This is a genomic window from Pseudonocardia aurantiaca (genome assembly GCF_039526725.1).
GTDB lineage: Bacteria > Actinomycetota > Actinomycetes > Mycobacteriales > Pseudonocardiaceae > Pseudonocardia > Pseudonocardia aurantiaca.
In genome coordinates this window covers 45,507-70,799 of record NZ_BAAAJG010000004.1, presented here as the reverse complement: position 1 = coordinate 70,799, position 25,293 = coordinate 45,507, and the positions used below count along the sequence as shown (strand labels likewise).

Annotated in this window: 25 protein-coding genes; 14 read left to right on the top strand and 11 right to left on the bottom strand. The window is 70.7% G+C overall.

The window, feature by feature from the left end; genetic code table 11:
* Positions 1-11: 11 nt before the first annotated feature.
* Together ABD143_RS08115 and ABD143_RS08110 are read right to left on the bottom strand one after the other, a co-directional pair.
* On the bottom strand, positions 12-1,322 hold the full coding sequence (locus ABD143_RS08115; protein ID WP_343973636.1) for an ADP-ribosylglycohydrolase family protein: 1,311 nt from the start codon (positions 1,320-1,322) through the stop codon (positions 12-14).
* A 97-nt stretch (positions 1,323-1,419) separates the two neighbouring features.
* Positions 1,420-2,418: a LacI family DNA-binding transcriptional regulator gene (locus tag ABD143_RS08110; protein WP_343973633.1), complete on the bottom strand. Its 999-nt coding sequence runs from the start codon at positions 2,416-2,418 to the stop codon at positions 1,420-1,422.
* A gap of 359 nt (positions 2,419-2,777) precedes the next feature.
* Between ABD143_RS08110 and ABD143_RS08105 the strand changes: the two genes are divergently transcribed.
* Positions 2,778-2,993, top strand: coding sequence for a hypothetical protein (locus ABD143_RS08105; protein WP_343973630.1), 216 nt, complete (start codon positions 2,778-2,780; stop codon positions 2,991-2,993).
* 61 nt (positions 2,994-3,054) lie between these two features.
* Here the strand turns inward: ABD143_RS08105 and ABD143_RS08100 are convergent, their stop codons facing one another.
* From ABD143_RS08100 to ABD143_RS08075, 6 genes are all read right to left on the bottom strand, one after another.
* Positions 3,055-3,492 carry an Lsr2 dimerization domain-containing protein gene (locus ABD143_RS08100; protein ID WP_425563740.1) on the bottom strand — a complete coding sequence of 146 codons (438 nt, stop codon included), beginning with the start codon at positions 3,490-3,492 and terminating at the stop codon, positions 3,055-3,057.
* A gap of 204 nt (positions 3,493-3,696) precedes the next feature.
* Positions 3,697-4,683, bottom strand: a complete 987-nt coding sequence (locus ABD143_RS08095) for an ABC transporter substrate-binding protein (protein ID WP_343973624.1) — start codon at positions 4,681-4,683, stop codon at positions 3,697-3,699.
* A 42-nt stretch (positions 4,684-4,725) separates the two neighbouring features.
* Positions 4,726-5,760, bottom strand: a complete 1,035-nt coding sequence (locus ABD143_RS08090) for an ABC transporter permease (protein ID WP_343973620.1) — start codon at positions 5,758-5,760, stop codon at positions 4,726-4,728.
* The gene (locus ABD143_RS08085) at positions 5,757-6,533 is read right to left on the bottom strand and encodes an ATP-binding cassette domain-containing protein (protein WP_343973617.1); all 777 of its coding nucleotides are present in this window, start codon (positions 6,531-6,533) and stop codon (positions 5,757-5,759) included. Before ABD143_RS08085 ends, ABD143_RS08090 begins: the two co-directional genes overlap by 4 nt.
* A gap of 90 nt (positions 6,534-6,623) precedes the next feature.
* A complete protein-coding gene (locus tag ABD143_RS08080; protein WP_343973614.1) occupies positions 6,624-7,814 on the bottom strand; it encodes an acyl-CoA dehydrogenase family protein in 1,191 nt (396 codons plus the stop codon).
* Positions 7,811-7,948 carry a hypothetical protein gene (locus tag ABD143_RS08075; protein ID WP_379659811.1) on the bottom strand — a complete coding sequence of 46 codons (138 nt, stop codon included), beginning with the start codon at positions 7,946-7,948 and terminating at the stop codon, positions 7,811-7,813. Before ABD143_RS08075 ends, ABD143_RS08080 begins: the two co-directional genes overlap by 4 nt.
* 259 nt (positions 7,949-8,207) lie before the next feature.
* Between ABD143_RS08075 and ABD143_RS08070 the strand changes: the two genes are divergently transcribed.
* From ABD143_RS08070 to ABD143_RS08055, 4 genes are all read left to right on the top strand, one after another.
* Complete coding sequence (locus ABD143_RS08070) at positions 8,208-8,390, top strand: IclR family transcriptional regulator domain-containing protein (RefSeq protein WP_343973611.1); 183 nt, start codon at positions 8,208-8,210, stop codon at positions 8,388-8,390.
* 120 nt (positions 8,391-8,510) lie between these two features.
* Positions 8,511-9,917: an APC family permease gene (locus tag ABD143_RS08065; protein WP_343973608.1), complete on the top strand. Its 1,407-nt coding sequence runs from the start codon at positions 8,511-8,513 to the stop codon at positions 9,915-9,917.
* Between the two features lie 225 nt (positions 9,918-10,142).
* Positions 10,143-10,748 (top strand): hypothetical protein, encoded by a 606-nt coding sequence (locus ABD143_RS08060; protein ID WP_343973605.1) that lies wholly within the window; start codon positions 10,143-10,145, stop codon positions 10,746-10,748.
* Between the two features lie 215 nt (positions 10,749-10,963).
* A complete protein-coding gene (locus ABD143_RS08055; RefSeq protein WP_343973602.1) occupies positions 10,964-11,371 on the top strand; it encodes a hypothetical protein in 408 nt (135 codons plus the stop codon).
* Positions 11,372-11,430: 59 nt separating this feature from the next.
* Here ABD143_RS08055 and ABD143_RS08050 read toward each other — a convergent pair whose 3' ends face one another.
* Positions 11,431-12,195, bottom strand: a complete 765-nt coding sequence (locus ABD143_RS08050) for an IclR family transcriptional regulator (protein ID WP_343973599.1) — start codon at positions 12,193-12,195, stop codon at positions 11,431-11,433.
* Positions 12,196-12,411: 216 nt separating this feature from the next.
* Here ABD143_RS08050 and ABD143_RS08045 point away from each other — a divergent pair, with 216 nt between their 5' ends.
* From ABD143_RS08045 to ABD143_RS08005, 9 genes are all read left to right on the top strand, one after another.
* A complete protein-coding gene (locus tag ABD143_RS08045) occupies positions 12,412-13,407 on the top strand; it encodes a fumarylacetoacetate hydrolase family protein (RefSeq protein WP_343973596.1) in 996 nt (331 codons plus the stop codon).
* Positions 13,404-15,017 carry a thiamine pyrophosphate-dependent enzyme gene (locus tag ABD143_RS08040; RefSeq protein WP_343973593.1) on the top strand — a complete coding sequence of 538 codons (1,614 nt, stop codon included), beginning with the start codon at positions 13,404-13,406 and terminating at the stop codon, positions 15,015-15,017. Before ABD143_RS08045 ends, ABD143_RS08040 begins: the two co-directional genes overlap by 4 nt.
* Positions 15,014-16,471: a benzaldehyde dehydrogenase gene (locus ABD143_RS08035; RefSeq protein ID WP_343973590.1), complete on the top strand. Its 1,458-nt coding sequence runs from the start codon at positions 15,014-15,016 to the stop codon at positions 16,469-16,471. The genes ABD143_RS08040 and ABD143_RS08035 overlap by 4 nt, the downstream gene beginning before the upstream one ends.
* Positions 16,472-16,632: 161 nt before the next feature.
* Positions 16,633-18,144 carry an MFS transporter gene (locus ABD143_RS08030; protein WP_343973587.1) on the top strand — a complete coding sequence of 504 codons (1,512 nt, stop codon included), beginning with the start codon at positions 16,633-16,635 and terminating at the stop codon, positions 18,142-18,144.
* Between the two features lie 161 nt (positions 18,145-18,305).
* Positions 18,306-19,298 (top strand): ABC transporter substrate-binding protein, encoded by a 993-nt coding sequence (locus ABD143_RS08025; protein WP_343973584.1) that lies wholly within the window; start codon positions 18,306-18,308, stop codon positions 19,296-19,298.
* Positions 19,299-19,354: 56 nt separating this feature from the next.
* Positions 19,355-20,155 carry an ABC transporter ATP-binding protein gene (locus tag ABD143_RS08020; protein ID WP_343973582.1) on the top strand — a complete coding sequence of 267 codons (801 nt, stop codon included), beginning with the start codon at positions 19,355-19,357 and terminating at the stop codon, positions 20,153-20,155.
* A 27-nt stretch (positions 20,156-20,182) separates the two neighbouring features.
* A complete protein-coding gene (locus tag ABD143_RS08015) occupies positions 20,183-21,022 on the top strand; it encodes an ABC transporter permease (protein WP_343973579.1) in 840 nt (279 codons plus the stop codon).
* Positions 21,023-21,113: 91 nt separating this feature from the next.
* Positions 21,114-21,695, top strand: a complete 582-nt coding sequence (locus ABD143_RS08010) for an NADPH-dependent FMN reductase (protein WP_343973576.1) — start codon at positions 21,114-21,116, stop codon at positions 21,693-21,695.
* Between the two features lie 9 nt (positions 21,696-21,704).
* Positions 21,705-23,132, top strand: a complete 1,428-nt coding sequence (locus tag ABD143_RS08005) for a DHA2 family efflux MFS transporter permease subunit (RefSeq protein ID WP_343973574.1) — start codon at positions 21,705-21,707, stop codon at positions 23,130-23,132.
* A gap of 77 nt (positions 23,133-23,209) precedes the next feature.
* Here the strand turns inward: ABD143_RS08005 and ABD143_RS08000 are convergent, their stop codons facing one another.
* A complete protein-coding gene (locus tag ABD143_RS08000) occupies positions 23,210-24,580 on the bottom strand; it encodes an MFS transporter (protein ID WP_343973571.1) in 1,371 nt (456 codons plus the stop codon).
* Between the two features lie 231 nt (positions 24,581-24,811).
* Positions 24,812-25,240, bottom strand: coding sequence for a GlcG/HbpS family heme-binding protein (locus ABD143_RS07995; RefSeq protein WP_343973568.1), 429 nt, complete (start codon positions 25,238-25,240; stop codon positions 24,812-24,814).
* Between the last annotated feature and the right edge of the window lie 53 nt (positions 25,241-25,293).

Below are 25,293 nucleotides of genomic sequence, written 5' to 3'. Positions count from 1 at the left end.
GGTGAGGGGCTCTAGCGCAGGCCGTCGAGTGCGAGCCGGGCCGTGCGCGCGGCGAGATCGGAGATCCGGGAGTTGTCGAACCCGAAAAGGGCCGAGCGGGTGCGGTCGTGGAGCGGGTCGACGAAGCGGGCGGGGAGCCCGGCCGTGCCGAGCAGGACGCCGGCGACCGATCCGGTGGTCGCGCCGTTCGAGTCGGTGTCCCAGCCGCCCTGCACCGTCAGCCCGACGGTGCGCGCGTAGTCCCCCTCGCCCCAGAGCAGGGCGGCGACGACGAGCGCGGCGTTGTTGAGCGTGTGCACCCAGTGGTAATGGCCGTAGCGGCTCTGGATGTGCACCAGAGCGTCGTCCCAGGTGCCACCCCGGGCGTGCTGGTCCATCACGTCCCGGATCACCTCGGCCAGACGCGAGCGCGGCGGCACGTGCTCCAACGAGCTCTCGAGCGCCTCCCTGGCCGTCCCGGCCGTGAAGGCGCCGGCCAGCAGCGCCGCGGACCACATCTCGCCGTAGATGCCGTTCGCGGTGTGCGACAGCGAGGCGTCCTGGTAGGCCAGCAGGGCCGCGGCGCGGGGGTCTCCGGGGTGCACCCATCCGTAGACGTCGCCGCGGATCTGGGCGCCTATCCACTCCCGGTACGGGTTGCGGTAGGTCGCCGTCTCGGTCGGGGTCAGGCCGTGGACGAGGTTGCGGTAGGCCACGCGCTCAGCGGTGTAGACCTGATGGAACGGCAGGAGGAGCAGCCAGGCACTGGCGACGTGCTCCGGGCTGAGCGCCTTCCCGTGCTTCTCGAGCAGGTGCAGGCCGAGGATCGGGTAGTCGATGTCGTCGTCGCGGGCGGAGCCGTCGACGTTGCCGCGAGTGGTCTGCGGCCAGTTCTCCCGCAGCTCGAACCGCTCGGGCATCGGGTCGAGCACCGGGATGTAGTCCAGGAGCGGGTAGGCGCCGGCGAGCTCGAGGTACTCCTTCAGGTGCGCGGACGTCCAATGCGTCCCCAGCTCCACGGGCTTGCCGAGGTTGCAGCCCGCGATCCGGCCGAGCCACGCGGCGTGGATCTTGTCCTCGACCTCGCCCGGTGAGGGCGGACCCGCCGGGGCCGGTGCGGGCAGAAGCGCCACGATCTCCTCGAGGCTGTTCGGCTCCTCGTACCCCCAGTCCGAGGAGCGGGGCAGCGCCTGCAGCGAGTCGACCAACGCCGAGGCCGCGTCACGGTCAGCGAAGTCGACGTCCGCGGCGGCGGCGACCGCCGCGTCCACGAGGTACCCGGTCTCGCGGCGCTGGGCGATCTCGTCCCAGAACATGGCGGACATGTCGAGAGCGTCGTGCATCAGGACGGTTCCTTCCGGGTGCGGGCAGGGCGGAGCGAGTCCGGTGGGCCGAGGTGGCCCGCCACAGGTCACGGGCGTCGGGACGGTGGTGCCGGGTTCAGGCGGTCGCGCGAACGACCAGCCGCGTCGGGACGACGACGGTCCGCGGTGGACCGTCGTAGCGGTCGAGCAGGCGGTCCAGCAGCAGCTGTCCGGTCTGCCTGCCGAACTCGTAGGCCGGGTTGGCCACGGTGGTCAGGGGTGGAGCGACGAGGCTCGCGGCGTCGATGTCGTCGAAGCCGATCACCGCGAGCGCAGTGGGGACGGGCACGCCGGCGGCCTGCGCGGCCTCCAGCGCGCCGATCGCGATCAGGTCGTTGGCGCAGACGACGGCACGCGGTGGCCGCCGCCGGCCGAGAAGCTCTCCGACGACCTCGCGTCCACCCGCGACGGTGTAGTCGCTGCGGACGATGTCGGCCTCGGCCGGGGCCAGGCCTGCCGCGAGCATCGCCTGGGTGTAGCCGGCCAGGCGCCGGTCGCCCGGCCCGTTCCCCTTCGGCCCGCTGACGAAGGCGATCTCCGTGATGCCCTGCGCCAGGAGGTGACGGGTCGCCGCCTCCGAACCCCCGGCGTCGTCCGTGCCCACCCGGTCGTGCCCGCTCGGCAGGTTTCCGGTGGCCACGACCAACGGGGTGCGGGCCGGGACGACCTTCGTGAGGTCCTTCTCCTCGATCGCGAACGAGAACATGACGATCCCGTCCACGGAGCGGCGCACCATCCCGTCGAGGAACCCGAGTTCGGTGTCCCGCTGCCCGTCCGTGCTGCCGATGATCGTGTAGTAGCCGTCGGCGGCGATCACATCGTGCAGGCCACGCGCCACCGCCGGGTAGAACGGGTTGGCGATGTCCGGGACGATGAGTCCGACCATGTGCGTGCGCTTGGTGCGCAGGCTGCTGGCGACCGGACTCGGGCGGTACCCCAGTTCGTCGGCGGCCTGCCGGACCCGGGCGAGCGTCGCGGCAGAGACCGATCGGCGCCCGCTGAGGGCGTGCGACACGGTCGTGGGGCTGACCCCGGCACGAGCCGCGACGTCGCTGATGGTGACCGATTGCCTCATCGCACCTCCTCGTGCCCGAGTTCCCAGCCCACGATGCAAATCGATTTGCAGAGCGCAGCTTGCCGGGCTCTCGGAGGTCGTGTCAAGGCCGTCGGCGAACACCCTTCCGTGTCGCATCTGCGCACGAACGTGTGGGCGGCAATCGCCACGAACGAAAGGCGCGACGAGGCGCTCGCGGTGATGGTGGCGCCGGCCGGGGGTTCCGACCGTCGTGTCGCCGCCTGTGGGACCGACCGTCCAATCCCTGCCCCGGGCGACTGCGCAGCCCCTGCCGGGCGGGCCCGTCCGAATACTCCCGCTGGGCGCGTCGATCACCTACGGCTACGCGTACGGGTCCCACCGCGGCGTTCGCCCGCCTGGTGGCCGAACGAGCCGCCGCGGGCGAGCGCGTCCTGCCGGCCGACATGGGCGCAGGCGGGCCACAGGCCGGCGACCAGATCCCCGAGGGCGCGCACTCGAGCGGGAAGGGCTATGCACTGATGACGCAGGTCTGGCAGCCGGTTGTCGTCGGGTCCTCGGCGGGTAGCCCGGCCGCCCCGCAGCCGCGGTCAGGTTCGCCACCAGGGAGACTGTGACCAGATCGTGATAGCGACAGGCACGTTTCCGTACGTCCCGCGATCCCTCGCCGTCCAGAACTCAGCCGGTGCGCATCGGGTTGAACGGGTCGGTCACCAATGGCGCGCGCTTGCGTTTCGGAGGTGCCGTGGGGAGCGCCACCTCGTCCACCACCTCCCGCTCCGGCGCCGGCGCCGGTGCCGGTGCCGGTGCCGGTGGAAGTGGAAGTGGAAGTGGTGGGGGTGGGGGTGGCGTGTCGCGCTCTTCCCTCGGGACCTCGGGCCCCCGAGCCACCGCCGGGGCCGGGGTGGTGGCGCTCGCCCCGGTCCGCGTGGTGGTCCGCTCCGTCTCGCGGTCACCCGACGCCTGCCGGGCCACTCGTACGAAGGGATGCAACGCGGCGCGGAACTCGGCGAGGTGCCCCTCCGAGAGATCGATCTCGAAGCTGACACCGTCCAACGAGAACGACACCGTCGCGACGGCCTCCGAACCGTCGAGATCGTCAACCAACCGGGTCAAGACGTGTTGCGCCAAGGACGTTCCATTCACACGAGCCGACAGATACCTACACGAAGCAATACACCGGGCGGGGACACGTCACATTTTGGGCGCCGCCCGCGCCGGCGACACGAGTGACCGTACGACATGCGCACACGTCGCTGACCACGAACACCTCGAAGAACCCGCGCGGGCGCGCCGCACCGGGCTGGAACCACCAGTCGGTCAGCACGCCGTCCGATAGAAGTACTGCGAGTTCGCCTCCATGTCGGCCTGCGTGAGCGCGACGAGATCGGTCTGGATCTCGCGGTCCACCGGTTTGCCCTCGATCGCCGCCACGGCCTGCTGCACACCCTGCCGCCCGATCGTCGCCGGATCCTGGGCGATCAGCGCGGACACCTCGCCCGCACGCAGGTCCTCCACCTGGTTGGGGCTGGCGTCGAAGCCGACGAGGCGCACCTGCTGGGTCCGGCCGGCGTTGCGCAGCCCGGTGGCCGCACCCTCACCGGAGTTGAGGTTGGTGGCGAACACCGCGGCCAGGTCCGGATCACTGGACAGCTTCGCCGATACCTTCTGCGCCGCCACCGACGGCTCGTTGTCGGTGTACTCCTGGCCCAGGTAGGTGATGCCGGGGAACTTGGCGATCTCCCGCTCGAAGCCGGCGGCCCTGGCGTCGGTGGTGGAGGTGCCGGCCTTCGTGTTCAGGACCATGACCTTCCCCCGCTCACCGATGAGCCGCGCGACCGTCTGCGCGGCGAGCGCCCCGCCCTGCTCGTTGTTCGACGAGACGGTCGAGAGGGCCACCGACTGGTCCTGCAGCCGGGTGTCGACCTCCACGACCTGGATGCCGGCGTTCTTGAGCTGGGTCATCGGGTTCGCCAGCGCGATGTCGTCGGTGGGCGCGATGAGCACGCCCGCGGGCCGTGTCGACAGGACGCCGGTGACGATCGGCGTCTGCAGGGCCGCGTCGAACTTGTCCGGTGCCTGCGTGGTCAGCTGGTAACCCAGCCGGGCGGCCTCTTCCTGGGCGCCGCACTGCATCGAAATGTAGAACGGCTCCGCCTTCACCCCCGGCATGAGCACCAGGTTCTTGTTCGCCGGGGCGGCGGCCTGGCCGCCGCCGGAACCCTGGCCGATCGTGCCGCCGCCGCAGCCGGCGGCGAGCACCACCAGCGCCGCCACAACCGCCGCTCCAGCCACCCTGTGCCTCATCCCGGTCCTCCTCGACCCTTCCGCTGGAACTGCTGCACGGACCTAAGCGCGGTCCCGCGACCGCCGTCGCACCTGGTCGAACCACACCGCGGCCACCAGCACCGCGCTGATCGCCACCGGCTGCCAGAACTGCTGCACCCCGACGATCACGAAACCCTTCGTGAGCACCGCCGGGATGAACACGCCGATGACCGTCCCGAACACGGTCCCGACACCGCCGAAGAGGCTGGTCCCGCCCAGGACGACGGCGGCGATCGCGTTCAGGTTGTCCGTGGAGTGCCCGCTGATCGTTGTGGTGCCGAAATACGCCAGCGACATGAAACCGGCAAGCCCCGCGAGCAGGCCGACGCCCGTGTAGACGCGGACGAGGTGCCCGCGCACCGGGATGCCCGCCCGCCGCGCGGCCTCGGCGTTGGACCCGACGGCGAAGGTGCGGCGGCCGAACCGCGTGGTGTGCAGCAGCCACGCGCCCACCAGCGTCACGACCGCGGCGAGCGCGACCATGTGCGGGACCTGCGCGGTCTGGCCGAAGCCCAGCCCGTCGCGCAGCGCCCGCGGCACCGTCCGCACGTCCACGCCGTCCGTGATGAGCTGGGCGGCGCCGAGCGCGGCACCGAACGACCCGAGGGTGACGATCAGCGGCGGGATCCTCGCCCGGGCCACGAGCAGCCCGTTGAGCAGACCCCATGCTCCCCCGCCTGCGAGCGCGCCGAGCAGGCCGAGCAGCACCACGCCCGGCCCGGCGGCGGAGGCGTCACCGCCGGGGCTGAGCGCCTCCATCAGCGTGGCCGCGATGACGCCTGCGAACACCAGCACCGACCCGACCGAGAGGTCGATCCCGGCAGTGATGATCACGAATGTCATCCCGACCGCGAGCACCAGCAGCACCGACGCCTCGATCAGCAGCGTCTGCAAGGTGAACAGGGTGGGGAAAGCATCCGGTCGCAACACGCTGAACAGCACGCACAGCACCACGAGCACGAGCGCGATCCAGACCGTCGACACGCCCAGGAGCCGCTGCACCGGACGGCGCCGCACCACATCCGACGTGCCGGGGCGGGACTCGACGTCGGTCACCGGTCCTCCTCGTGGGCGAGCGCGCCCGTCATGGCTCCAACCAACTGCTCCAGCGTGGCGTCGGCTGCGGTGAAGCGGGCGACCCGCGCACCGAGCCGCAGCACCTCGATGCGGTCGGCCACGGCCAGCACCTCGGGCATGTTGTGGCTGATCAGCACCACCGCGACGCCCGTGTCGCGCACGCGGCGGACGACGTCGAGCACCCGTTCGCGCTGCACCACCCCGAGCGCGGCCGTCGGCTCGTCGAGGAACACCACCCGGCTGGCCCACACCACCGACCGGGCCACCGCCACGCTCTGCCGCTGCCCGCCGGAGAGCGATCCGATCGGGACGTCGATGTCCTGGAGGGTCACGCCGAGGCGCGCGAACTCCTCGGCGGCCCGCCGGCGCATCGCGGCCTTGTCCAGCATGCCCAGTGCGCCGAGCAGTCCAGGGCGACGCACCTCACGGCCGAGGAACAGGTTGGCGGCGGGATCGAGGTCGGGCGCGACGGCCAGGTCCTGGTAGGCCGTCTCGATGCCGCGCGCACGGGCGGCGGTCGGCGAGTCCAGCACGACCGGCGCCCCGTCGATGAGGATCTCGCCCGCGTCCGGCCGCTCGACCCCGCTCAGGCACTTGACCAGCGTCGACTTGCCTGCCCCGTTGTCGCCGATCAGGGCGACCACCTCACCGGCGGCGAGGCCGAACGACGCTCCGCGCAGCGCCTGCACCGAGCCGTAGCTCTTGCGCAGCTCGCGCGCCTGCAGCAGGGGCGAACCGTCGCTCCCACCCACGTCGGCTCCCCCGATCGTCGTCGACCAGTGCTCCGCGGGACACTAGCTTGGCCCCCTGGACCCGATCTGTCGATCACCCGCCTCCGGTTCTCAGAACGATCGGGGCATTCCCAGCACGTGCTCGCCCACGTAGGACAGGATCAAGTTGGTCGAGATCGGGGCCACCTGGTAGAGCCGGGTCTCCCGGAACTTGCGCTCGATGTCGTACTCGGCGGTGAACCCGTAGCCGCCATGCGTCTGCAGCGCCACGTCCGCGGCCTCCCATGACGCGTCGGCGGCCAGCAGCTTGGCCATGTTGGCCTCGGCGCCGCACGACTCCCCTGCGTCGAACAGATCGGCGGCCTTCCAGCGCATCAGGTCCGCGGCCTCCACGTGGACGTGCGCGCGGGCGATCGGGAACTGCACACCCTGGTTGCGCCCGATGGGCCGGCCGAACACCTCCCGCTCGGACGCGTACTTCGACGCCCGCCGCACGAACCAGCGCCCATCGCCGATGCACTCCGCCGCGATGAGGATCCGCTCGGCGTTCATGCCGTCGAGGACGTAGCGGAAGCCCTTACCCTCCTCGCCCACCAGCGCGTCGGCCGGGAGGTGGACGTCGGAGAAGAACACCTCGTTCGTCTCGTGGTTCATCATCGTGCGCAGCGGCCGCAGCGAGACGCCCTCTGCCTCACGCAGATCCACCAGGAACAACGACAGCCCGTCGGACTTGCGCGCCACCTGCTCCCGCGGGGTCGTGCGGGCCAGCAGCAGCATCAGGTCCGAGTGCTGCACGCGGGAGATGAACACCTTCTGCCCGTTCACGACGTACCCGTCGTCCGTGCGGCGGGCCGTGGTCGTGATGCTCGTGGTGTCGGTGCCCGCCGTCGGCTCGGTGACCCCGAACGCCTGCAGCCGCAGCGTGCCCTCGGCGATGCCGGGCAGGTAGCGGCGCTTCTGCTCCTCGCTGCCGTGCCGCAGCACCGAGCCCATCGTGTAGAGCTGCGCGTGAACGGGCCCCGCGTTGCCGCCGCCTGCGTTGATCGCCTCCAGCAGCACCGACGCGTCACCGAGCCCCAGGCCCAGCCCGCCGTACTCCTCGGGCACCAGCGCACCGAGGCACCCGGTGCCCGTCAGCGCCGCGACGAACTCCTCCGGGTAGCGGCGGGCCGCGTCGACCTCGCGCCAATACGCGTCGGGGTAGTCGGCGCAGATCTGCTCGACGAGCCCGCGCAGGTCACGGCGCAGCTCGGCTTTCGCCGCCGTGTCGTTGTGGGCGGCGTTCTCCTCGGCAAGGTTCATGCCATCTCGGCGCGCGGCCCGTGTCCGCGCTTGTTGTCCGTGGTGGTGATCGTGCGGTCGAGCGGGTGCTCGTAGACGTCACCCACCACGAAATCCTTGTAGACGCGGCCATGCCATCGGTTGTGGACGGTCATCGTTCTCCTTCCTCCTCCAGCTGGCCAGCACGGCGGCGGTGTACTTGCCGAGCCCGGAGACCGTGCCGCGCTCGGCCACCAGGTCGCCGGGCGCCCCGGTCGGCAGGTGCGCACCGGACCGGCAGGCGTTCCCGTGGAGAGCCAGCGCATGGCGGGCGCGAGCTCTCGGCGTCCGACGCGAGCGCGGTCGCGATGCGCCGCGGACGGTCACCCGGAACGAACACCAGCGTCCGTCCGACGGTCATCGCGATCCCCGATCGTGCCGTATCACGACGCCGAGGTCGACCGGCTGCTCACCGGCTGGCTGGAGCGGTTTTCCGCGCAGACCATCACCGACCGCGAGGCCCTCACGGCCGAGCTGCGCGAGGTGCGGGAGCGGCGTTGGGCGATCGCCGACCAGAGCTGGGGCCGGTGGCGGTCGCGGCGGCGGCGGAGCGGGTGAGCGCCGCGCTGCGCTGAGCCGCTTGGACCTACCCGAGCCCACCCGTCATCCCACCCGCCTTGCCTACAGCGGTGATCGGCATCCCTCGTTTACGCTGCTCGCCGGCGGGAGGAGATCGTCATGGACGACCCGGGAAGCACCTCCGAGCGCGGTGGGTCCGGCGGGGTGGAGGAGTTCGGCTACCGCCAGGAGCTCAAGCGGACGCTGAGCTTCACCGACCTGCTGGTGTACGGCCTGATCTTCATGGTGCCGATCGCGCCGTTCGGCATCTTCGGCAGCGTCTTCCAGGCCTCCGGCGGGATGGTCGCGCTGGCCTACGCGGTCGGGATGCTGGCCATGGCCTTCACCGCGGCCTCGTACGCGCAGATGGCACGGGCCTTCCCGATGGCCGGGTCGGTGTACGCCTACGCGGGGCGGGGCATCGCGCAACCCGTCGGCTTCCTCGCCGGCTGGATGGTGCTGCTGGACTACGTGCTGGTGCCCGGCCTGCTGTACCTGATCGCCGGGATCGCGATGAACTCGATCGTGCCGGCCGTCCCGGTGTGGCTGTGGGTCGTGGCGTTCGTGGTGCTCAACACGGTGGTCAACTACTTCGGCATCGAGACGACCGCTCGGGTCAACAAGGTCATGCTCGTAGCCGAGCTCGTGGTGCTGGCGATCTTCCTGGTCCTCGGCGTCGTCGCGCTGGTGGCCGGAGCGGGGCACGGGTTCGACTTCAGCCCGGTCTACGACAGCAGCACGTTCTCGATCGGCCTGGTGTTCGGTGCGGTCTCGATCGCGGTGCTGAGCTTCCTCGGGTTCGACGGGATCTCCACCCTTGCCGAGGAGAACCGGGAGTCGGCCCGCTCGCTGGGCAAGGCGATGATCGCCGCGCTGGCGCTGGCCGGCACGCTGTTCATCGTGCAGACCTGGGTCGCTGCCCTGCTGGTGCCGGACCCGGCCAGGCTGATCGCCGAGGGCGACCCGGACGGCACCGCCTTCTACGACGCCGCGGCGGTGGCCGGGGGGCCGTGGCTCGCGACCCTGACCGCCGTCGCCACCGCGATCGCCTGGGGGTTCGCCAACTCCCTCGTCGCGCAGGCTGCGACGTCCCGGCTGTTGTTCGCCATGGCCCGCGACCGCCAACTGCCCGCGCTGCTGGCCCGCGTCCACCCCGTCCGCCGGGTGCCGGTCAACGCCACGCTGCTGGTCGCCGCAGTCTCGCTGGTGCTGGGCATCGCCATGAGCACCCGGGACGACGGCATCACGCTGCTGTCCACATTGGTCAACTTCGGCGCGCTCTCGGCGTTCCTCGTGCTGCACGTCTCGGTGGTCGTGCACTACGCCGTGCGGCAGCGCAGCACGGACTACTGGCGCCACGTCGCCGTACCGGTGATCGGGTTCGCGATCCTCGCCTATGTCGTGGTGAACGCGCAGGTCGCGGCGCAGACGCTCGGCTTTGCCTGGCTGGTGGTCGGCCTGGTCGTCCTGGGCGTCCTGCTGGCCACTGGACGGCGTCCTGCCGCGGTCAGCGAGCCTCGCTCCTGACTCTCGTCTCGCTTGATCAAAGCGCGCCAGAGCAGCGCCGAACGCAAGGGTGAGCGGCGTGACGACCGGATAGCAGACCGACGGGTGGACATCGCATGTCTCCCAGGGCCAGGCTCGGTAGCAGGGAGACCTCCCCCGCCCGGCCCGTGACACGGGTGACCAGGCGGACGGACCGGGCGCACCGATGACGCGAAACCGCTGCGCCACGAGAAGGGACGTGACCTGATGACCAACACCGTGACGCGCACAGTGACACGCACCACCGGCGGTGCGGAGCAGGCCGGCCGAGGGGCCGCCGACCGCGCTGCGAGCGGGGCCGCCCGCCAGGTGCTGAGCAAGGCAGGCAATGCGGTGCTCGCGGCGGTGGTCGACACGGCCGTCTCGCGGGTCGACCGTGTCGCCGACCGGCTCGACCGCGTCGCGGAGAGCGGGGGTACCGGCGTCAGGGCGGCTCTGACCGGCAGGCCCGCAACGCCGCGGTCGGACCGGAAGGATGCGAAGGCGACCGGAACGGTGGTGCGCGCACGGATGGGCGCCGCATTCAGCCTCGTCGTCGCCCGCGCCGTTCAGCTGTTGCAATTCCTGCAGCGCCTGGCCATGCAGGTGCTCGAGGCTCTGCGGCGCCTCGCTCGCCGATCCCGCACGGCACCCTCCGAGGGGGAAGCTGCCGATGCAGACGAGATCGGGCCGGAGCAGGACGACGCAGGTGAGGCCGGCGAACCGAGCGAGCGCCGGCAACGCCCCACGGAACGCCGCCGTGCCCAGCGCGTCGCCGCCCGGGGCTCGGGGCCCGGCCGCCCGGTGCCACCTTCCGCGCGGGAGGGCCGCTGAAGGCAGGGCCGCCGTCCGCCTGCGGACCGGGGGACGACTGGACGTGTGTCTGGGCGTGATGCGTGCCGGGTATGCCGCGTCTGCAGGTGCGCAAAGCCGTATCGACACGGGACCCGAACCGCTGCCCGGAGGAGTCACCGATGACCGCACGCCCCCGGAGACGGCCTGACCCGACCGGGCCGGAGCCCAGACGGCTGTCCAGACCGTCCGTGCGAGTGGAGTACGACACCGGTCGGGTCTCTGCGGAGGAACCACAACCCACGCCGACCGAGCAGCTGAAGGCCAGCCTCCGGACACTGCTCGCGACACTGATCGAGCGCGGGTTCGGGATCGCGCTCGACAAGATCGAACAGCTCGCCCGCACTTTCGATCAGATCGCGGCCCGCGGCGGCATCACTCTGCACGCCGCGTTCGGTGGCGCCCAGGCTGCTCTCGAAGGACGCAGTCCAGTCTGGGGAGCGATCAGGGGCGCATTCTCGGCGTTGAGCCCGGGGACAAAGGCCATAGTGGTCGCCGTGCTGATTCTGGCGCTGATCCTGCTACCGGTGACCGTCGTCCTGTTGCTGCTCAGCCTGATCGTCATCGCCATCGTTCTGGCGAACCGCACCCGGTCCACAGCGTGAGGCATCGCAACTACTGCCGCCAGCGGCCGGGGTGACCCGTGACGGGCGGCGCCGGCGGGTCAGGCGCCGTACTCGCGAAGGTCGCGGGTGATTGCGGCCGCGGTGGCCGTGAGCATGGGCGCGGCGGCGATGAGCCGCCTGCGCGTCCACCGCGTGCTCGGCCCCGCAACCGTGAGGGCCGCGGCCGGGCGGCCATGCCGGCCGTTGACGGGAACGGCGATCGCGAAGACCTCCGCGAGGTGCTCGCCGAGGTTGAGCGCGTAGCCGCGCTCGCGCGTCAGTTCCAGCTCGCGCTCGAGCGCCTGCCGGTCAGGCAGGGTGTGCCTGGTGACCTTCCGCAGCTCCGCCGGATAGTACGAGCGCAGGATCGACGGCGGCGTGTGCGCCAGCAGGACCTTTCCGCCCGCGGTGGCGTAGGCGGGCAGCCGGGCGCCGGTACGGGTGGCGACGCGCAGCGGCTGCCGGGACTGGATGCCGTCGACGAAGAGCGCGTCCGGCCCTTCTAGGACGACGAGGTTGACGGTCTCGTCGAGCTGCACGCACAGCTGCGCGAGATGCCGGTGGCCGACGGCGACCAGGTCGTGGTCACCCCTCGCCTGCGAGGCGAGGTTCAACGCCGCCGGGCCCAGCCGGTACCGGCGTGAGTCCATGTCCTGCTCCACGAAATCGTGCAGCCGCATGATGTTGAGCAGGCGGTGCGCGGTGGACACCGCCACGTCGAGCTCGCGGCTCAGCTCGCTGACCCCCAACGACTCGTGGGCGGCGAGCACGAGCAGCGCCCGCAGAGACTTGCTCACCGCGTCGTTGGGCTCATCCTTCGGCATCGTGGAAATCCTTGGTTCGATCCTTGCCCGCTTCGAGGGCCTCTGGTTAGCGTCCGCCATAAGAGAACTCCTGGCCAGAGGGATTTGGCGGAGTCAGGAGCACTTTCGACATCGTGGAAAGCCTGGAGGTTCGACATGGTGGTCGTTCCGATCGACACGGCGTGGCATATGGCTCGGCACGCCGTCCAGCCCGAGAACCTGACGAAGGCAGTCTGAGTGAAACTCGCGATCAGGCGCACCTACCTCGGCGACCGGCTCAGCTTCCCGGACGTCATCGACGGCCGCCTCGTGGACGTGCAGGCGGCCTACGCCCGCATGCTCGAGGCGCGCGGTAGCCACCGAGAGGACGCGATACCGCGTTCGCGACGGGAGATCGCCGAGACCCTCCCGGAGTTGCTGCAGACAGACCCGGATCTCGCGGTCGTGCGCGCGGTGCACGAGTGGGCGTCGGCGGCGGCCGGCGCCGGCGACCTGGCGGAGGACTGCACGTGGTCCGCCGAGCCGGAGCGCTACGGCCCGCCGGTCGGCCGTCCGCACACGATCTGGGGCATGACCTCGAACTACCCGCGGGACCGGCAGGCGCCGCCCCCGGAGAACGGGACGCCGCGCCGTCGCCTCCAGGGCTTCCTGAAGGCACCCGGCGCGCTGGCCGGCCCGTACGACAGCCTCCGCTACCCGGCGATGAGCGAGCGGGTCGATCCGGAGCTGGAGCTGGGTGTGGTCATCGGCCGCCGCTCCCGGGGCCTCGACCGCGAGACGGCCATGGCGGCGGTCGCCGGGTACGTCGCCTTCGTCGACATCGGGGCGCGAGACGTCGCCGAGCTGGACAACCACCGTATGGACCGCGGGAAGGGGTTCGACACGTTCGGCATCGTCGGCCCCTGGTTCGTCACGAAGGACGAGATCCCCGATCCGCACGCGCTGGGCATCCGGTTCTGGGTCAACGGCGAGCTCCGCCAGGACGGGAACACGTCGGAGATGTTCCACGACATCCCTGAGCAGCTGTCCTGGCTGACCGAGGCACTCACGCTCGCACCCGGCGACGTCGTCTCGACGGGCACACCGCCCGGGGTGAGCCGGGTGCACCCCGGGGACGAACTGCGCGGAGAGATCGACGGGCTCGGCTTCCACGAGAACGCGGTGGTCCTCGACCCGTCCGGGCCTCGGGTCGCGGCCACGACGGGACCAGCGACGAACGGGGCGGCGACGTGACGACGGTCCGCGACGCCACGCTCGACGTCCTGCGCCAGTGCGGGATGAACCGCATGTTCGCGAACCCGGGCTCCACCGAGGTGCCCTTCCTGACCGACCTGCCCGACGATCTCGAGTTCGTGCTGGGCCTGCACGAGGGCACCGTCGTGGGTATGGCGACCGGCTACGCCATCGCCGCCGGGAAGCCGGCGCTGGTCGTACTGCACACGACAGCCGGGTTGGGCAACGCCGTCGGCGCATTGGCGACCGCACGGGTCAACCGCGCTCCCCTGGTGGTGCTGGTCGGCCAGCAGGATCGCCGCCACCTGGCCGCGGAGCCGTTCCTGGCCGGGCGGCTGCAGGGCCTCGCAGGCAGGTATCCGGTGTGGGAGCACCAGCCCGTCCGGCCGCAGGACGTTCCCGGCGCGGTGCGGCGGGCGTGGCACGAGGCGGTGCAGCACCGCGGCCCGGCCATCGTCGTAGTGCCGATGGACGACTGGTCGGCGGAGTCCGACCCCGCGCTGGGATCGGCCGGGCCGGTCACGCTCACGCGGGGCCGCCTGGAACCGGGACCCGCCGTCGACGACGTGGTCCGCCTGCTCGAATCGGCGGAGTCCCCCGTCCTGATCGTGGGCGCGGGCGCCGACGAACCGCAGGCCTGGGCGGAGCTCGTGACTCTGGCCCGCGGCCTCGGCGCGCCGGTGTGGCAGGAGGCGTTCGGCGCCCGCGCGGGCTTCCCGCAGGATCACCCCCAGTTCGCCGGCCACCTGCCGTCCAACCGATCGGGCCTGCGGTCGGTCCTCGCCCCGCACGACGTGGCGCTCGTCGTGGGCACCGGCGCGTTCCGGCAGTACGCCTACGAGCCTGGGCCCCTGGTGTCCGACGGGCTGACCGTGGCCGTGATCTCCGACGACCCGGACGAGCTGCACCACAGCCACGCCGATGTCGCCGTGCTGACGGACGTGGCGGCGGCGTGCGCAGCGATCGCCGCACGGCTGCGGCCGCGTCCGTTCACCGCCGCCCCGCGTCCGGCGCCGGAGTTGGAACCACCCCGCGCCGACGAGCGGCTGCTCCCCACAAACGTCTTCGCGGCACTCGCCCAGCGACTGCCCCGCGACACCGTGCTCGTCGAGGAGACCCCCTCCACCCGCCCCGACCTGCACCGCTGGCTACCTGCGCGCGCACCTCGCGGATTCGTCAGCGCCGCGATGGGCGGCCTCGGCTTCGCCCTGCCGGCGGCCGCCGGGCTGCGGCTGGGCGATCCCAGCCGTCCCGTCGTGGCCGTGCTCGGCGACGGCTCGTCGCTCTACGCGGTGCAGGGGCTGTGGAGCGCTGCCCGCTACGCGTGCGGGGTCCTCTACATCGTCCTGAACAACGGTCGCTACGCGATCATGGACCGGCTCGCGAGCGACGCCGGGGGCAAACCCCCGTGGCCGGCGTTCGGCGAGATCGACATCACAGAGCTGGCCCGGTCCCTGAACTGCCCGGCTCGCCGCATCACCTCACACACCGAGCTGATCAGCACGTTCGACGACGTCCTGCCCGGTCTCAGCACCCGGACCGAACCCCTGCTGCTCGACATCTCCGTGGCCGGCGACGAGGCGGCCACCCAGCCCGGAGGAACCTCATGAGCTTCCTTGACGACAGCACCTGGCACGCCTCCGTCTACAGCGACGGGTGGGTCAAGGCCGCAGGCGAGGCCGCCGTGACGGCACCGGCAACCGGCGCGGAGATCGGCCGGATCGGCATCGCGGACGCCGACGACGTCGCCCGTGCCGCCCGCCGCGCGGCGGAGGCCCAGCGGGCCTGGGCAGCGCAGCCCTACCTGGAGCGGGCCGCCGTGCTGCGGCGGGCCGGGCAGCTCTGGGAGGAGCATGCGGGCGACGTCGGCGACTGGCTGGTGCGGGAGGCGGGTTCGATCCCGCCGAAGGCGGGCGTGGAGACGGAGACGGCGGCGCAGGAGTGCTACGAGGCCGCCGCTCTCGCCTCGCACTCGCTCGGGGAGATCATCCCCAGCGCGCAGCCGCGGCTGAGCCTGGTTCGGCGCCGCCCGGTCGGGGTCGTCGGGGTCATCGCGCCGTTCAACTTCCCGCTGATCCTGGCCATCCGATCGGTGGCGCCGGCGCTCGCCCTCGGCAACGCCGTCGTGCTGAAGCCCGACCCGCGTACGGCCGTCTCCGGCGGGGTGTCGATCGCCCGGATCTTCGAGGAGGCCGGGCTCCCCGACGGCGTGCTGCACGTCCTCCCCGGCGGCGCCGACGCAGGCGAGGCGCTGGTCGCCGACCCGCACGTCCGGACGATCAGCTTCACCGGGTCGACGGCCGCGGGCAGGCGGGTCGGGGAGCTGGCGGCCCGCCACCTGAAGCGCGCGCACCTCGAGCTCGGCGGCAACTCGGCGCTCATCGTGCTGGACGACGCCGACCTCGACCTCGCCGCGTCAGCGGGCGCGTGGGGGTCGTTCCTCCACCAGGGCCAGATCTGCATGACCACCGGGCGGCACCTGGTGCACGAGCACGTCCTCGAGCCCTACCTCGCGCGCCTGGCCGAGAAAGCCGACCACCTGCCCGTCGGCGATCCGGCCACCGAGCAGGTGGCGCTCGGGCCGATCATCGACACGAACCAGCGCGACAAGATCCATGCGCTCGTGACGGCGAGCGTGGACGCAGGTGCCCGGCTCGTCGCGGGTGGCACCTATGACCGGCTCTTCTACCGGCCGACGGTGCTCGCCGACGTCACGCCGGCCACGCCGGCGTACGCCCAGGAGGTCTTCGGTCCGGTCGCGCCGGTGATCAGCTTCGGCGACGTCGCCGAGGCGGTGGCATTGGCCAGGGACACCGAGTACGGGCTTTCCCTCGGGATTCTCGGGAAGGACGTCATGGCGGCTCTGGCGATTGCGGAACAGATTCCGAGCGGCATCGTCCACATCAACGACCAGACCGTCGGTGACGAGGCCGTGGCACCTTTCGGCGGGGTCGGTGCGTCGGGGACCGGATCCCGGTTCGGCGGCGCTTCGGCAAATGTGGACGCGTTCACCGAGGCCCAGTGGCTCACGATGCAGGGAACGATCCAGCAGTACCCGTTCTGACCTGCGCGTTCGGGAGCGCAGGTCCGGTCGCCTGCTGCGGCTGAGCACTGCTCCGCGGCGTTTTCCCGGCGGCGTTGTCTCGGGGGCAGCTCGACAGGCGGTCCACCCGCCGTCCTACCGATATCCACTGTTGTATTCACACGTGGAAGTAGTTGATGACGATGACGACATCAGCGCACGACGCCGCGACCGAACCAGATCCACGCCGCTGGGCAGCTCTCGTCGCCTGCCTGCTCGCCGGGTTCCTCGTGCTCCTCGACGGGAGCATGATCAACGTCGCGCTCCCGTCCATCGAGCGGAGCCTGGATCTCACTCCGACCGAGGTCACCTGGACGCTCTCGGGGTACATCCTGGCGTTCGGCCTGACCCTCGTGACGGCCGGCCGGCTCGGTGACGACTACGGCAGGCGACGGATGTTCCTGATCGCCATCGTCCTGTTCCTGATCAGCGCGCTCTTCTGCGGCGCCGCCCAGAGCGGCACGTGGCTGCTCGTCTCGCGGGTCGCCCGCGGCTTCACCGCAGGCCTGCTGAACCCCCAGATCGTCGGCCTGATCCAGCAGATGTTCACCGGCCGGGAGCGCGGCAAGGCCTTCGGCCTGTACGCGGCGACGGTCGGCATCTCCACCGCGGTCGGGCCGTTGATCGGCGGGTCGATCATGTCCCTCGCCGGCCCGGAGATCGGCTGGCGCCTCGTGTTCTACGTCAGCGTGCCGATCGGTCTGGCGGCCCTCTTCCTCGCCATCCGGCTCCTCCCGCGCCAGGAGGTGCCGGGAACACGCGGGCGGCTCGACCTGGTGGGCGCGGGGCTGCTCGGGCTGGGTGTCGTGTCCGTCCTGCTCCCGGTGATCCAGGCCGGGGAGGCGGAGACGACGCCGAGCTGGTGGCTCATCGCCGTCGGTTTCGCGATCTTCGCCGCGTTCCTCGTCTGGGAGCGGCGGCTCGAACAGTTGGACCGGCACCCGCTGGTCAAGCTGAAGCTGCTGAGCATGCGCAGCTACTCGACGGCCGCGCTGACCGGGTTCTGCTTCTTCGCCGCGCAGCCCAGCATCTTCGTGCTGTGCCAGATCTACTTCCAGCGCGGGATGCAGTTCTCGCCGCTGCAGGCGTCCCTGGCGACCATGCCGTATGCCGTCGGATCCGCCATCACGGCCATCGTCGGCGGCCGCATCGTGCACCGGTACGGGCGCTGGCTCGTGACCGCGGGATGTCTCGTGACCACGGTGGGAATGGGCCTGACCGCGACGGTCGCGAGCACCGGGACCAGCGACACGACCATCCTGCTGATGGGCTCGTTGCTCGTGGGCGGGCTGGGCGCCGGGCTGGTCATCGCGCCGAACCAGACCCTGGTCATGTCGGAGATCCCCAAGCAGGAGGGCGGCACGGCCGCGGGCGTGTACCAGACCGGGCTCAGGGTCGGCTCGTCCATCGGGGTCCCGCTCGCCATGACGCTCTACTTCATCGGGCTCGCCGGCACCTCGGGTGACGTGCCCACCGCTGTCTCCATGGGCATGACCACCACGACCTCGATCTTCGCGGTCGCCCTTCTCGTGACGCTGGCGAGTGCCGTGTTCCTCGGACGGCAGAGCGTCTCCACGGCCCCGGCCGGCCACGGCAGGTCGGGCCATCTCGCCGCCGTACCGGCGGGCCCACCACCCGGGCGCCCACCGGCCTGAACCAGCTCGCACGAATTCCCAGATGACGAGCGTGCTCACCACACGCCACAGCGATGCCGTCTGTCAGGAGTCAAGGGATGAACCGAAGCGACGCCGCTTCAGAGAACCGCCGTTTCGCAGGTGCACGTCGACGGCCACGGCTCGGACGCCGGGTGCGGGTCGTGGCCGCAGCGCTGGCCGTGGCCGCCGCCTCCGCATGCGGATCCGGGAGCGCCGCGGTCGCGGAAGGCGATCCGATCTTGGTATCGGTATCGATCGCCGCGCCGTCGGCCGCTCCGATCTTCCTCGCCGAGACCCTCGGCTACTTCAAGGAAGAAGGCCTGGACGTCGAGGTCCGGGAGATCGCCAACGCCTCGCTGCAGGTCGCCACCGGCCAGGTGCAGTACGGGGCGGTCAACACCAACACGCTCATGCAGTCGGCGTCCGAGGACATCGGCCTGCAGGGCGTCTGCGTGACGCAGGTCGACCCGTCCTACGTCCTCGCGGTGAGTGACGACACGTGGAACCGGCGCGGGCTGACCGAGTCCATGTCGCTGAAGGACCAGTTGACCGCGCTCCAGGGCGAGCAGATCACGGCCGTCGGCGGCCGGACCGTCAACCCGGGCGCGAAGCTCCTGGAGGCCCTCCTCGAGAAGAACGGGCTGCCCGGGGACTGGATCGGGGTGCTCTCGATGGCGGGCGCATCGCAGGCGACCGCAGCCTTTCAGAACAAGCAGGTCGGGGTGATCTTCCAGCCCCAGCCGCAGCCCGACCAGGTCCTCTCCCACGTGCCCGGCCGGATCCTCTACAGCATCGGCGACTCGCCGCTGTTCTCCGAGATGGACAACGTCGCATGGTCGACGATCGCCACGTCGGCGAAGTTCGCCGCGGCGAATCCCGACATGACCAAGAAGTTCTGCAACGCCATCGGCCGGGCCAACAACTTCCTCGACGACAACCCCGACGGGGCGGCCGAGGCTCTCAAGAGCGTCATGCCCGTTGATCCCGAGATCCTCAAGAATGCCATGCCGACGTACAAGTGGGCCCGGGACGGGAGCATGAGCGAGTCGGACTTCTTCCACGGAGTCGAGGTGCTCACCGGTATGGGCATGTTCGACCAGGCCCCCTCCCCCGATTCCACCCGAGCGGCATACACGGCCGCCTACCAGAACTGACGCGCTCGATCACATCAACCTCATGCCGCGACCACCAGAGAAGGATGGGTAAGTCGATGACGGAGCAGGGCAGCCTCGTAGCCGAGAATCCAGCGGTCATCATGGGTAATCTGTCGCACCAGTTCCTGAGTCCCGACGGCGGAACGATGGACATCCTGCAGGGTGTCTCGTTCACGGTCCGGGAGAAGGAGTGGTTCACCGTCGTCGGGCCGAGCGGATGCGGCAAGAGCACCCTGCTGAACGTCGCCTCGGGGCTGCTCCGCCCGTCTTCGGGAGACGTACGCCTGGTGAAGGACGACCGCGACCTCAAGCAGCAGGAGATCGGGTACATCACCCAGGACTCGAACCTGTTCCCCTGGCTGACGGCGATCCAGAACGTCATGGTGCCGCTGGAGATCCGCGGGGTGCCGAAGCAGGAACGCGTGGAGCGAGCCACCGAGTGGCTCCGCCTCGTGGGCCTGGCCGGATTCGAGAACCACTTCCCGCGGCAGCTCTCGGGCGGCATGCAGAAGCGGTGCTCCATCGCGCGGACGCTCGTCTACGAGCCCGAGGTGCTGTTGATGGACGAACCGTTCGGGGCGCTCGACGCGATCACCAAGTCGACTCTGCAGAAGACCGTGCTGGAGCTCTGGGAGAAACGGCAGACGTCGGTCATCTTCATCACGCACGACCTCACGGAGGCGATCGCGCTCTCCGACCGCGTCGCCGTCATGACCGGCCGACCGGGCCGTATCCGGGCGATCGTCGACGTCGACATCGAGCGGCCCCGGGACGTCTACAACATCACCGACCTCTCGACCTTCAAGGAGCTGCGCCGCGAATTGTGGCAGCTCCTGGAGAACGAGCTCGAGTCCTGAGGAGGGTTTGCGGCGATGACTTCGAATATGGATACCCAGCGCGGCGGCCATGGGCACGTACGGCTGCCGGTCAAGCGTTCCGGCGGTTCCGGTGTGGCGGGGGCGGACGCGCGCCGCCGGCACCGGCTCATCATGGTCTGCCGGATCGCATTCATTCTCTTCATTCTTTCGACGTGGCAGTTCCTCAGCGGCCGGGTGATCGAGGACTTCCTCATCAGCAATCCGATCGACGTCGCCGTGAAGCTGGTCGAGGTGCTCGGCGACCCCGAAATGCATCACAACATCGCGGTCACCGCCCAGGAGCTCGTCCTCGGCTGGTCGCTGGGTTCCGCTGCCGGAGCCGCGGTGGGCTGGTGCATCGGCACGGTGAAGTTCCTCGGCGAGATGCTCGAGCCGATCATCATCGCCGTCAACGGGATCCCGAAGGTCGCGCTGGCTCCGATGTTCCTGCTCTGGTTCGGGCTGGGCATCGGCTCGAAGGTCGCGATCGCCAGCATGATCGTGTTCTTCCTGGTGTTCAACAACGTCTACGCCGGAATGCGAAACGTGCCGAAGCCACTGGTCGACGTCGCCAAGTCGATGGGTGCGTCCCGCGCGTACATAGTGCGCAGGGTGACCCTGCCGTCGGTCAGCGTGCCGCTGTTCGCCGCGCTGCGGGGCGGGGTCCCGCTCGCCATGATCGGCGTCATCGCGGCCGAGTTCGTCTCGGCGGACGAGGGGCTCGGCCACTACTCGATGGCCGCGACGCAGCAGTTCGACTCGGCGGGGCTGTTCGCCGCCCTCGTGATCATCGTGGCGATGGTCGTCGTCGGCAGCGAGATCATCGGCCTGTTCCAGCGGCGCGCGCTGGCCTGGCTGCAGGACTGACGAGCGGCCCGCCACACCATTTGCAATGCCCACAGGGTGCAGCCCAGAGCCGGGCTGTGCCCTGTGAGCTGTGAACAGACGGAGGAAAGACATGCAGAAGCCGCATCTCCAGATCATCATCGGGAGCACCCGGCCCGGCCGTGCGGGCGAAGCCGTCGCACGCTGGTTCCGGGACATCGCGGTGAAGCACGACGCGTTCACGGTCGAGATCCTCGACCTGGCCGCCATCGATCTCCCGCTGTTGGACGAGCCGAACCATCCCCGCCTCGGCCGATACGTCCACGAGCACACGAAGCGGTGGAGCGCGACGATCAGCGAGGGCGACGCGTTCGTGTTCGTCGTCCCGGAGTACAACCGCGGCTACAACGCCGCGACGAAGAACGCCCTCGACTATCTCTGCAACGAATGGCGGCGCAAGCCGGTGGGATTCGTCGGTTACGGCGCTGCCGCCGGCGGGGCCAGATCGATCCAGGGCCTGATTCCGGTCGTCGCGGTGCTGGGCATGATCCCCGCGGCGCGCTCGGTCAACATCCCGCTGATCAACCGGCTCATCACCGCCGAAGGCGAGTTCACCCCGAACCCCCGCCTGGACGACAGCGCCGGGGAGATGCTCGACGAGTTGTCGTCCTGGGCAGCCGACCTCGCAACCGTGCGTCGCGGCACCGACGACTAGATGCGCCCCATGATCCGGCCGACGACGGCGGTGGTCGTCGTCTACGTCGCGGCGATCTTCCTCAGCACGATGGACACCACGATCGTCAACGTGGCGCTGCCGTCCATCGGTGATGCCTTCTCGGTGCCCTCGACATCTGTCGACTCGATCACCATCTCCTTCCTCGTCAGCCTCGCGGTCTTCATCCCAGCGTCGGGTTGGCTCGGCGACCGCTTCGGCGGCAAGCGGATCCTGCTGGTCGCGATCGCGATCTTCACCGGGGCCTCGGTGCTCTGCGGTCTCGCCTCGAGCCTCGGCGAGCTCGTCGCCTACCGCATCCTGCAGGGCCTCGGCGGGGGAATGCTCGCGCCGGTCGGCATGGCGATGGTGCTCCGGAGCTTCGCGCCGGCCGAACGCGTGCGGGCGCTCTCCACGATCACCATCGCCACGGCCCTCGCCCCGACGATCGGCCCCACGCTCGGCGGGCTCCTGGTCACGAACCTGTCGTGGCACTGGGTGTTCTTCGTGAACGCTCCCGTCGGGGTCTGCGCGTTCGTCTTCGCCCTGCTGTTCGTCCGGGACGTCGGCGAGCGGCGCGCCGAACCCTTCGACGTCGCCGGTTTCGTGCTTTCGGCGGCCGGCCTCGGACTGCTCATGTACGGGATCTCCGAGGGCCCCGACCTCGGATGGACCGCCGTGCCCGTGCTGCTCAGCGTCCCCGTCGGCGCGGTGTTGCTCACCGCGATGGTGCTGTTCGAGCTGCGGCGGCGGGCCCCGATGATTGACATCGGGCTGTTCCGGGACCGGTTGTTCCGGTCCAGCACCACGGTCATGACCGTCGAGTCGGTCGCGTTCCTCGGTGCGGTCTACACCGTGTCGCTCTACCTGCAGGACGGGCGCGGCCTCAGCCCGCTCGTCGCCGGCATGAGCATCCTGCCGCAGGCCTTCGGCGTGATGCTCGGATCGCAGATCGCGAGCCGCCTGCTGTACCCGCGCCTGGGGCCGCGCGTGGTCATGGCCGGGGGCGTCGCCGGGACGGGCCTCTTCATCGCATTGCTCGGGTCGCTGGCACCTGGCTCGACCCTGTGGTGCGTGTGGGTCCTGCTGCTCTGCATGGGCCTCTCCGTCGGCCACGTGTTCGTGTCGACCCAGGCGGCCGCGTTCGCCACGATCTCGCAGGCGTCGTCCGGGCGCGCGTCGACGATCTTCAACGTCGGACGGCGACTCGGCGGCGCTCTCGGTATCGCCGCCGCAACGACCACCATGGTGCTGGTCGAAGCAGGCTCCCCCGGAGCAACCCGCGCGGGGGACGTCAGCACCTACCGCGTCGCATTTCTCGTGGTCGCCGCGCTCGCCCTCCTGGCCGTCTGGCCTGCGCTGGCGGCGCGCGACTCGGACGCTGCGACCACGGTCCCGGCGAGCGGCCGATCTCCGGCTGCGGCAGCCGACACGCGGTGACGAGAATGGGGCCACGCTCCCGCATGAGGGGGCGAGTGCAGGAACGTGGCCCCTGGCCGTGGTGCGGAGCGCGAGGCCTACCTGGCGGCCTCGACCGCGGGGACGTCGGCGCGTACCGGTCGCAGGAAGTCCACGAGGCTGATGAGGAAGGCCACGCCGACCAGCACCGCGGGGCCGGCGAGGCCGAGCCCGACGGCGACGTGGTAGTCGCCGTGCGTCCGGGCGAGCGCGCCGAAGAAGAGCCCCGTGGCCAACGCGGTGCCGAGGGCGGTGCCGATGCGCTGCCCGGTCTCGTAGACGCCGGCGGCGACCCCGGCATCCCTGCGGGTGATCTCGCGGAGGGTGAGCGTCTGGTTCGCCGAGATGACGAAGCCGCATCCGCAGCTCGCGACCAGCAGCGGCAAGGCCAGGACGAGCGCGGCGGCCGGGCCGGTCCACGAGTGCGCCATCACGGCGACGGCAGTCAGTCCGAGCGTCGCGACCGCGCTGCCGATCACGACGTTCCGCCGGCCCGTCCGGTGCACGATCCGGCCGCTGATGATCGCCGAAACCGCGGAGCCGACGGTGAAGATCAGCATGGAGAGCGCCGCCTCGAGCGGCGTGTACTTCAGTCCTTGCTGGAAGTACATGGTCATGACCAGGAAGATGGCGGTGAACCCCGAGTAGAAAGCGGTCGCGACTCCGGCGCCCACCGCGTAGCTGCGCACGGTCAGCAGTTTGAGGTCCACGAGAGGGTGCCCGCCGCGGGAGCCGAGACGCCGCTGCCAGAAGAGGAAGAGCACGAGCAGAGCGCCCCCGGCGGCGACCAACAACAAGCCGGGGTACCCGGAGGCTGCGGTCGTCTGCAGCAGCGGCAGCATGATGGCCAGGACGCTGAGCCCGAGCAGCAGCACACCCACGAGGTCGATGCCGTGGTGGGCGCCGCCCGGCTGGTCGGCGGGCAGCACCCGGTACGCGAAGGCGAGGGTGAGCACGACGATCGGGATCGACAGGTAGAACACGAACCGCCAGCCGACGGCCGGTCCGAACGCCTGCAGGATCACCCCGCCCAGGAGCGGCCCGATCGCCGTGGACAGGCCGACCGTCGCGCCGTAGTAGCCGAAGGCCTTGCCCCGCCGCTGGCCGGTGTACATCTGTTGCATGAGCCCGATGGCCTGGGGCGCGAGCAGGCCGGCCGCGACGCCACGGCAGAGCCTTCCGACGACCAGCACTGTGGCGTTCGGCGCCGCGCCGCAGATGACCCCGGTGATCGCGAACAGCGACAGGCCGATCAGGAAGATCTTTCTGCGCCCGTACTCGTCGCCCAGCCGGCCCGCCGGCACCAGCGTCAGCCCGAACGTCAACGCGTAGCCGGCGACGGCCCAGGACACATCGGCCGGAGTCAAACCCAGGCTGTGCTCCATCGATGGCAGCGCGACGTTGACGATGCTCACGTCGAGGAGGGTCATGAACCCGGCGGCTAGGCATATCAGGAGCGCATGCCACCGTTGGGGCTGAGCGGTTCCAGGAATGTCTTCGGCCGTTTTCACAAGGGCACCACAATTCGACGAGTACACGCGGGATTCACAGCGGCGGACCGCCGCGGTGGGGACGTCGTGCTCGGCACCGAGCGGCGCGACAGACGTGCAGCGCTGCCCGGTGCCCGCCGTTGAGAGGCTGGTGTCGTGGATACGGGGCGGTCAGCCGACGTCGGCGACCAGGTCCGCGCTCTCCACTCCGGCCACGGCCACCGCCTCGTCGTTCTCCGGGCGGTCCCCGCTGACCCCGATCGAGCCGATCAGGTTCCCCTCTTTGTCGCGGATCAGCGCGCCGCCGCGGGAGGACGCGATGCGGCCCTCGGAGATGGCGGCGAGAGCCGCGAAGAAGGCGGGGTCGCGGGTCGCGTGCCGGGCACCCGCGGCGCCGCCCGAGCCGGTGCCCAGACATCCCCAGGCCTTCGCGTGGGAGATCTGTGGCCGCAGGATCCCAGCGCCGTCCTCACGCTTGATCACCACGGGGTGCCCGCCGGGGTCGAGCACGGTGATGACCAGGGGGCGCAGCCCGAGCTCACGCGCCTTGAGCAGCGCTGCGTCGACGACGTCGGACGCCTGAGCCAGTGACAATGCCATTTCACGGGTTCCTCTCTGTTTGCCTGTGTGTCGTTTGCCTGGGTCGCGGCCGG

What these genes read in the sequence shown, in the direction of transcription:
- ABD143_RS08050 (WP_343973599.1), bottom strand. Translation starts at nt 12,195, where the DNA reads ATGCCGAAGGATGAGCCCAACGACGCGGTGAGCAAGTCTCTGCGGGCG.
- ABD143_RS08095 (WP_343973624.1), bottom strand. Translation starts at nt 4,683, where the DNA reads ATGAGGCACAGGGTGGCTGGAGCGGCGGTTGTGGCGGCGCTGGTGGTG.
- ABD143_RS08065 (WP_343973608.1), top strand. Translation starts at nt 8,511, where the DNA reads ATGGACGACCCGGGAAGCACCTCCGAGCGCGGTGGGTCCGGCGGGGTG.
- ABD143_RS08005 (WP_343973574.1), top strand. Translation starts at nt 21,705, where the DNA reads ATGATCCGGCCGACGACGGCGGTGGTCGTCGTCTACGTCGCGGCGATC.
- ABD143_RS08110 (WP_343973633.1), bottom strand. Translation starts at nt 2,418, where the DNA reads ATGAGGCAATCGGTCACCATCAGCGACGTCGCGGCTCGTGCCGGGGTC.
- ABD143_RS08010 (WP_343973576.1), top strand. Translation starts at nt 21,114, where the DNA reads ATGCAGAAGCCGCATCTCCAGATCATCATCGGGAGCACCCGGCCCGGC.
- ABD143_RS08030 (WP_343973587.1), top strand. Translation starts at nt 16,633, where the DNA reads ATGACGACATCAGCGCACGACGCCGCGACCGAACCAGATCCACGCCGC.
- ABD143_RS08115 (WP_343973636.1), bottom strand. Translation starts at nt 1,322, where the DNA reads ATGCACGACGCTCTCGACATGTCCGCCATGTTCTGGGACGAGATCGCC.
- ABD143_RS08015 (WP_343973579.1), top strand. Translation starts at nt 20,183, where the DNA reads ATGGATACCCAGCGCGGCGGCCATGGGCACGTACGGCTGCCGGTCAAG.
- ABD143_RS08020 (WP_343973582.1), top strand. Translation starts at nt 19,355, where the DNA reads ATGACGGAGCAGGGCAGCCTCGTAGCCGAGAATCCAGCGGTCATCATG.
- ABD143_RS08060 (WP_343973605.1), top strand. Translation starts at nt 10,143, where the DNA reads ATGACCAACACCGTGACGCGCACAGTGACACGCACCACCGGCGGTGCG.
- ABD143_RS08080 (WP_343973614.1), bottom strand. Translation starts at nt 7,814, where the DNA reads ATGAACCTTGCCGAGGAGAACGCCGCCCACAACGACACGGCGGCGAAA.
- ABD143_RS08000 (WP_343973571.1), bottom strand. Translation starts at nt 24,580, where the DNA reads ATGACCCTCCTCGACGTGAGCATCGTCAACGTCGCGCTGCCATCGATG.
- ABD143_RS08075 (WP_379659811.1), bottom strand. Translation starts at nt 7,948, where the DNA reads ATGACCGTCCACAACCGATGGCATGGCCGCGTCTACAAGGATTTCGTG.
- ABD143_RS08035 (WP_343973590.1), top strand. Translation starts at nt 15,014, where the DNA reads ATGAGCTTCCTTGACGACAGCACCTGGCACGCCTCCGTCTACAGCGAC.
- ABD143_RS07995 (WP_343973568.1), bottom strand. Translation starts at nt 25,240, where the DNA reads ATGGCATTGTCACTGGCTCAGGCGTCCGACGTCGTCGACGCAGCGCTG.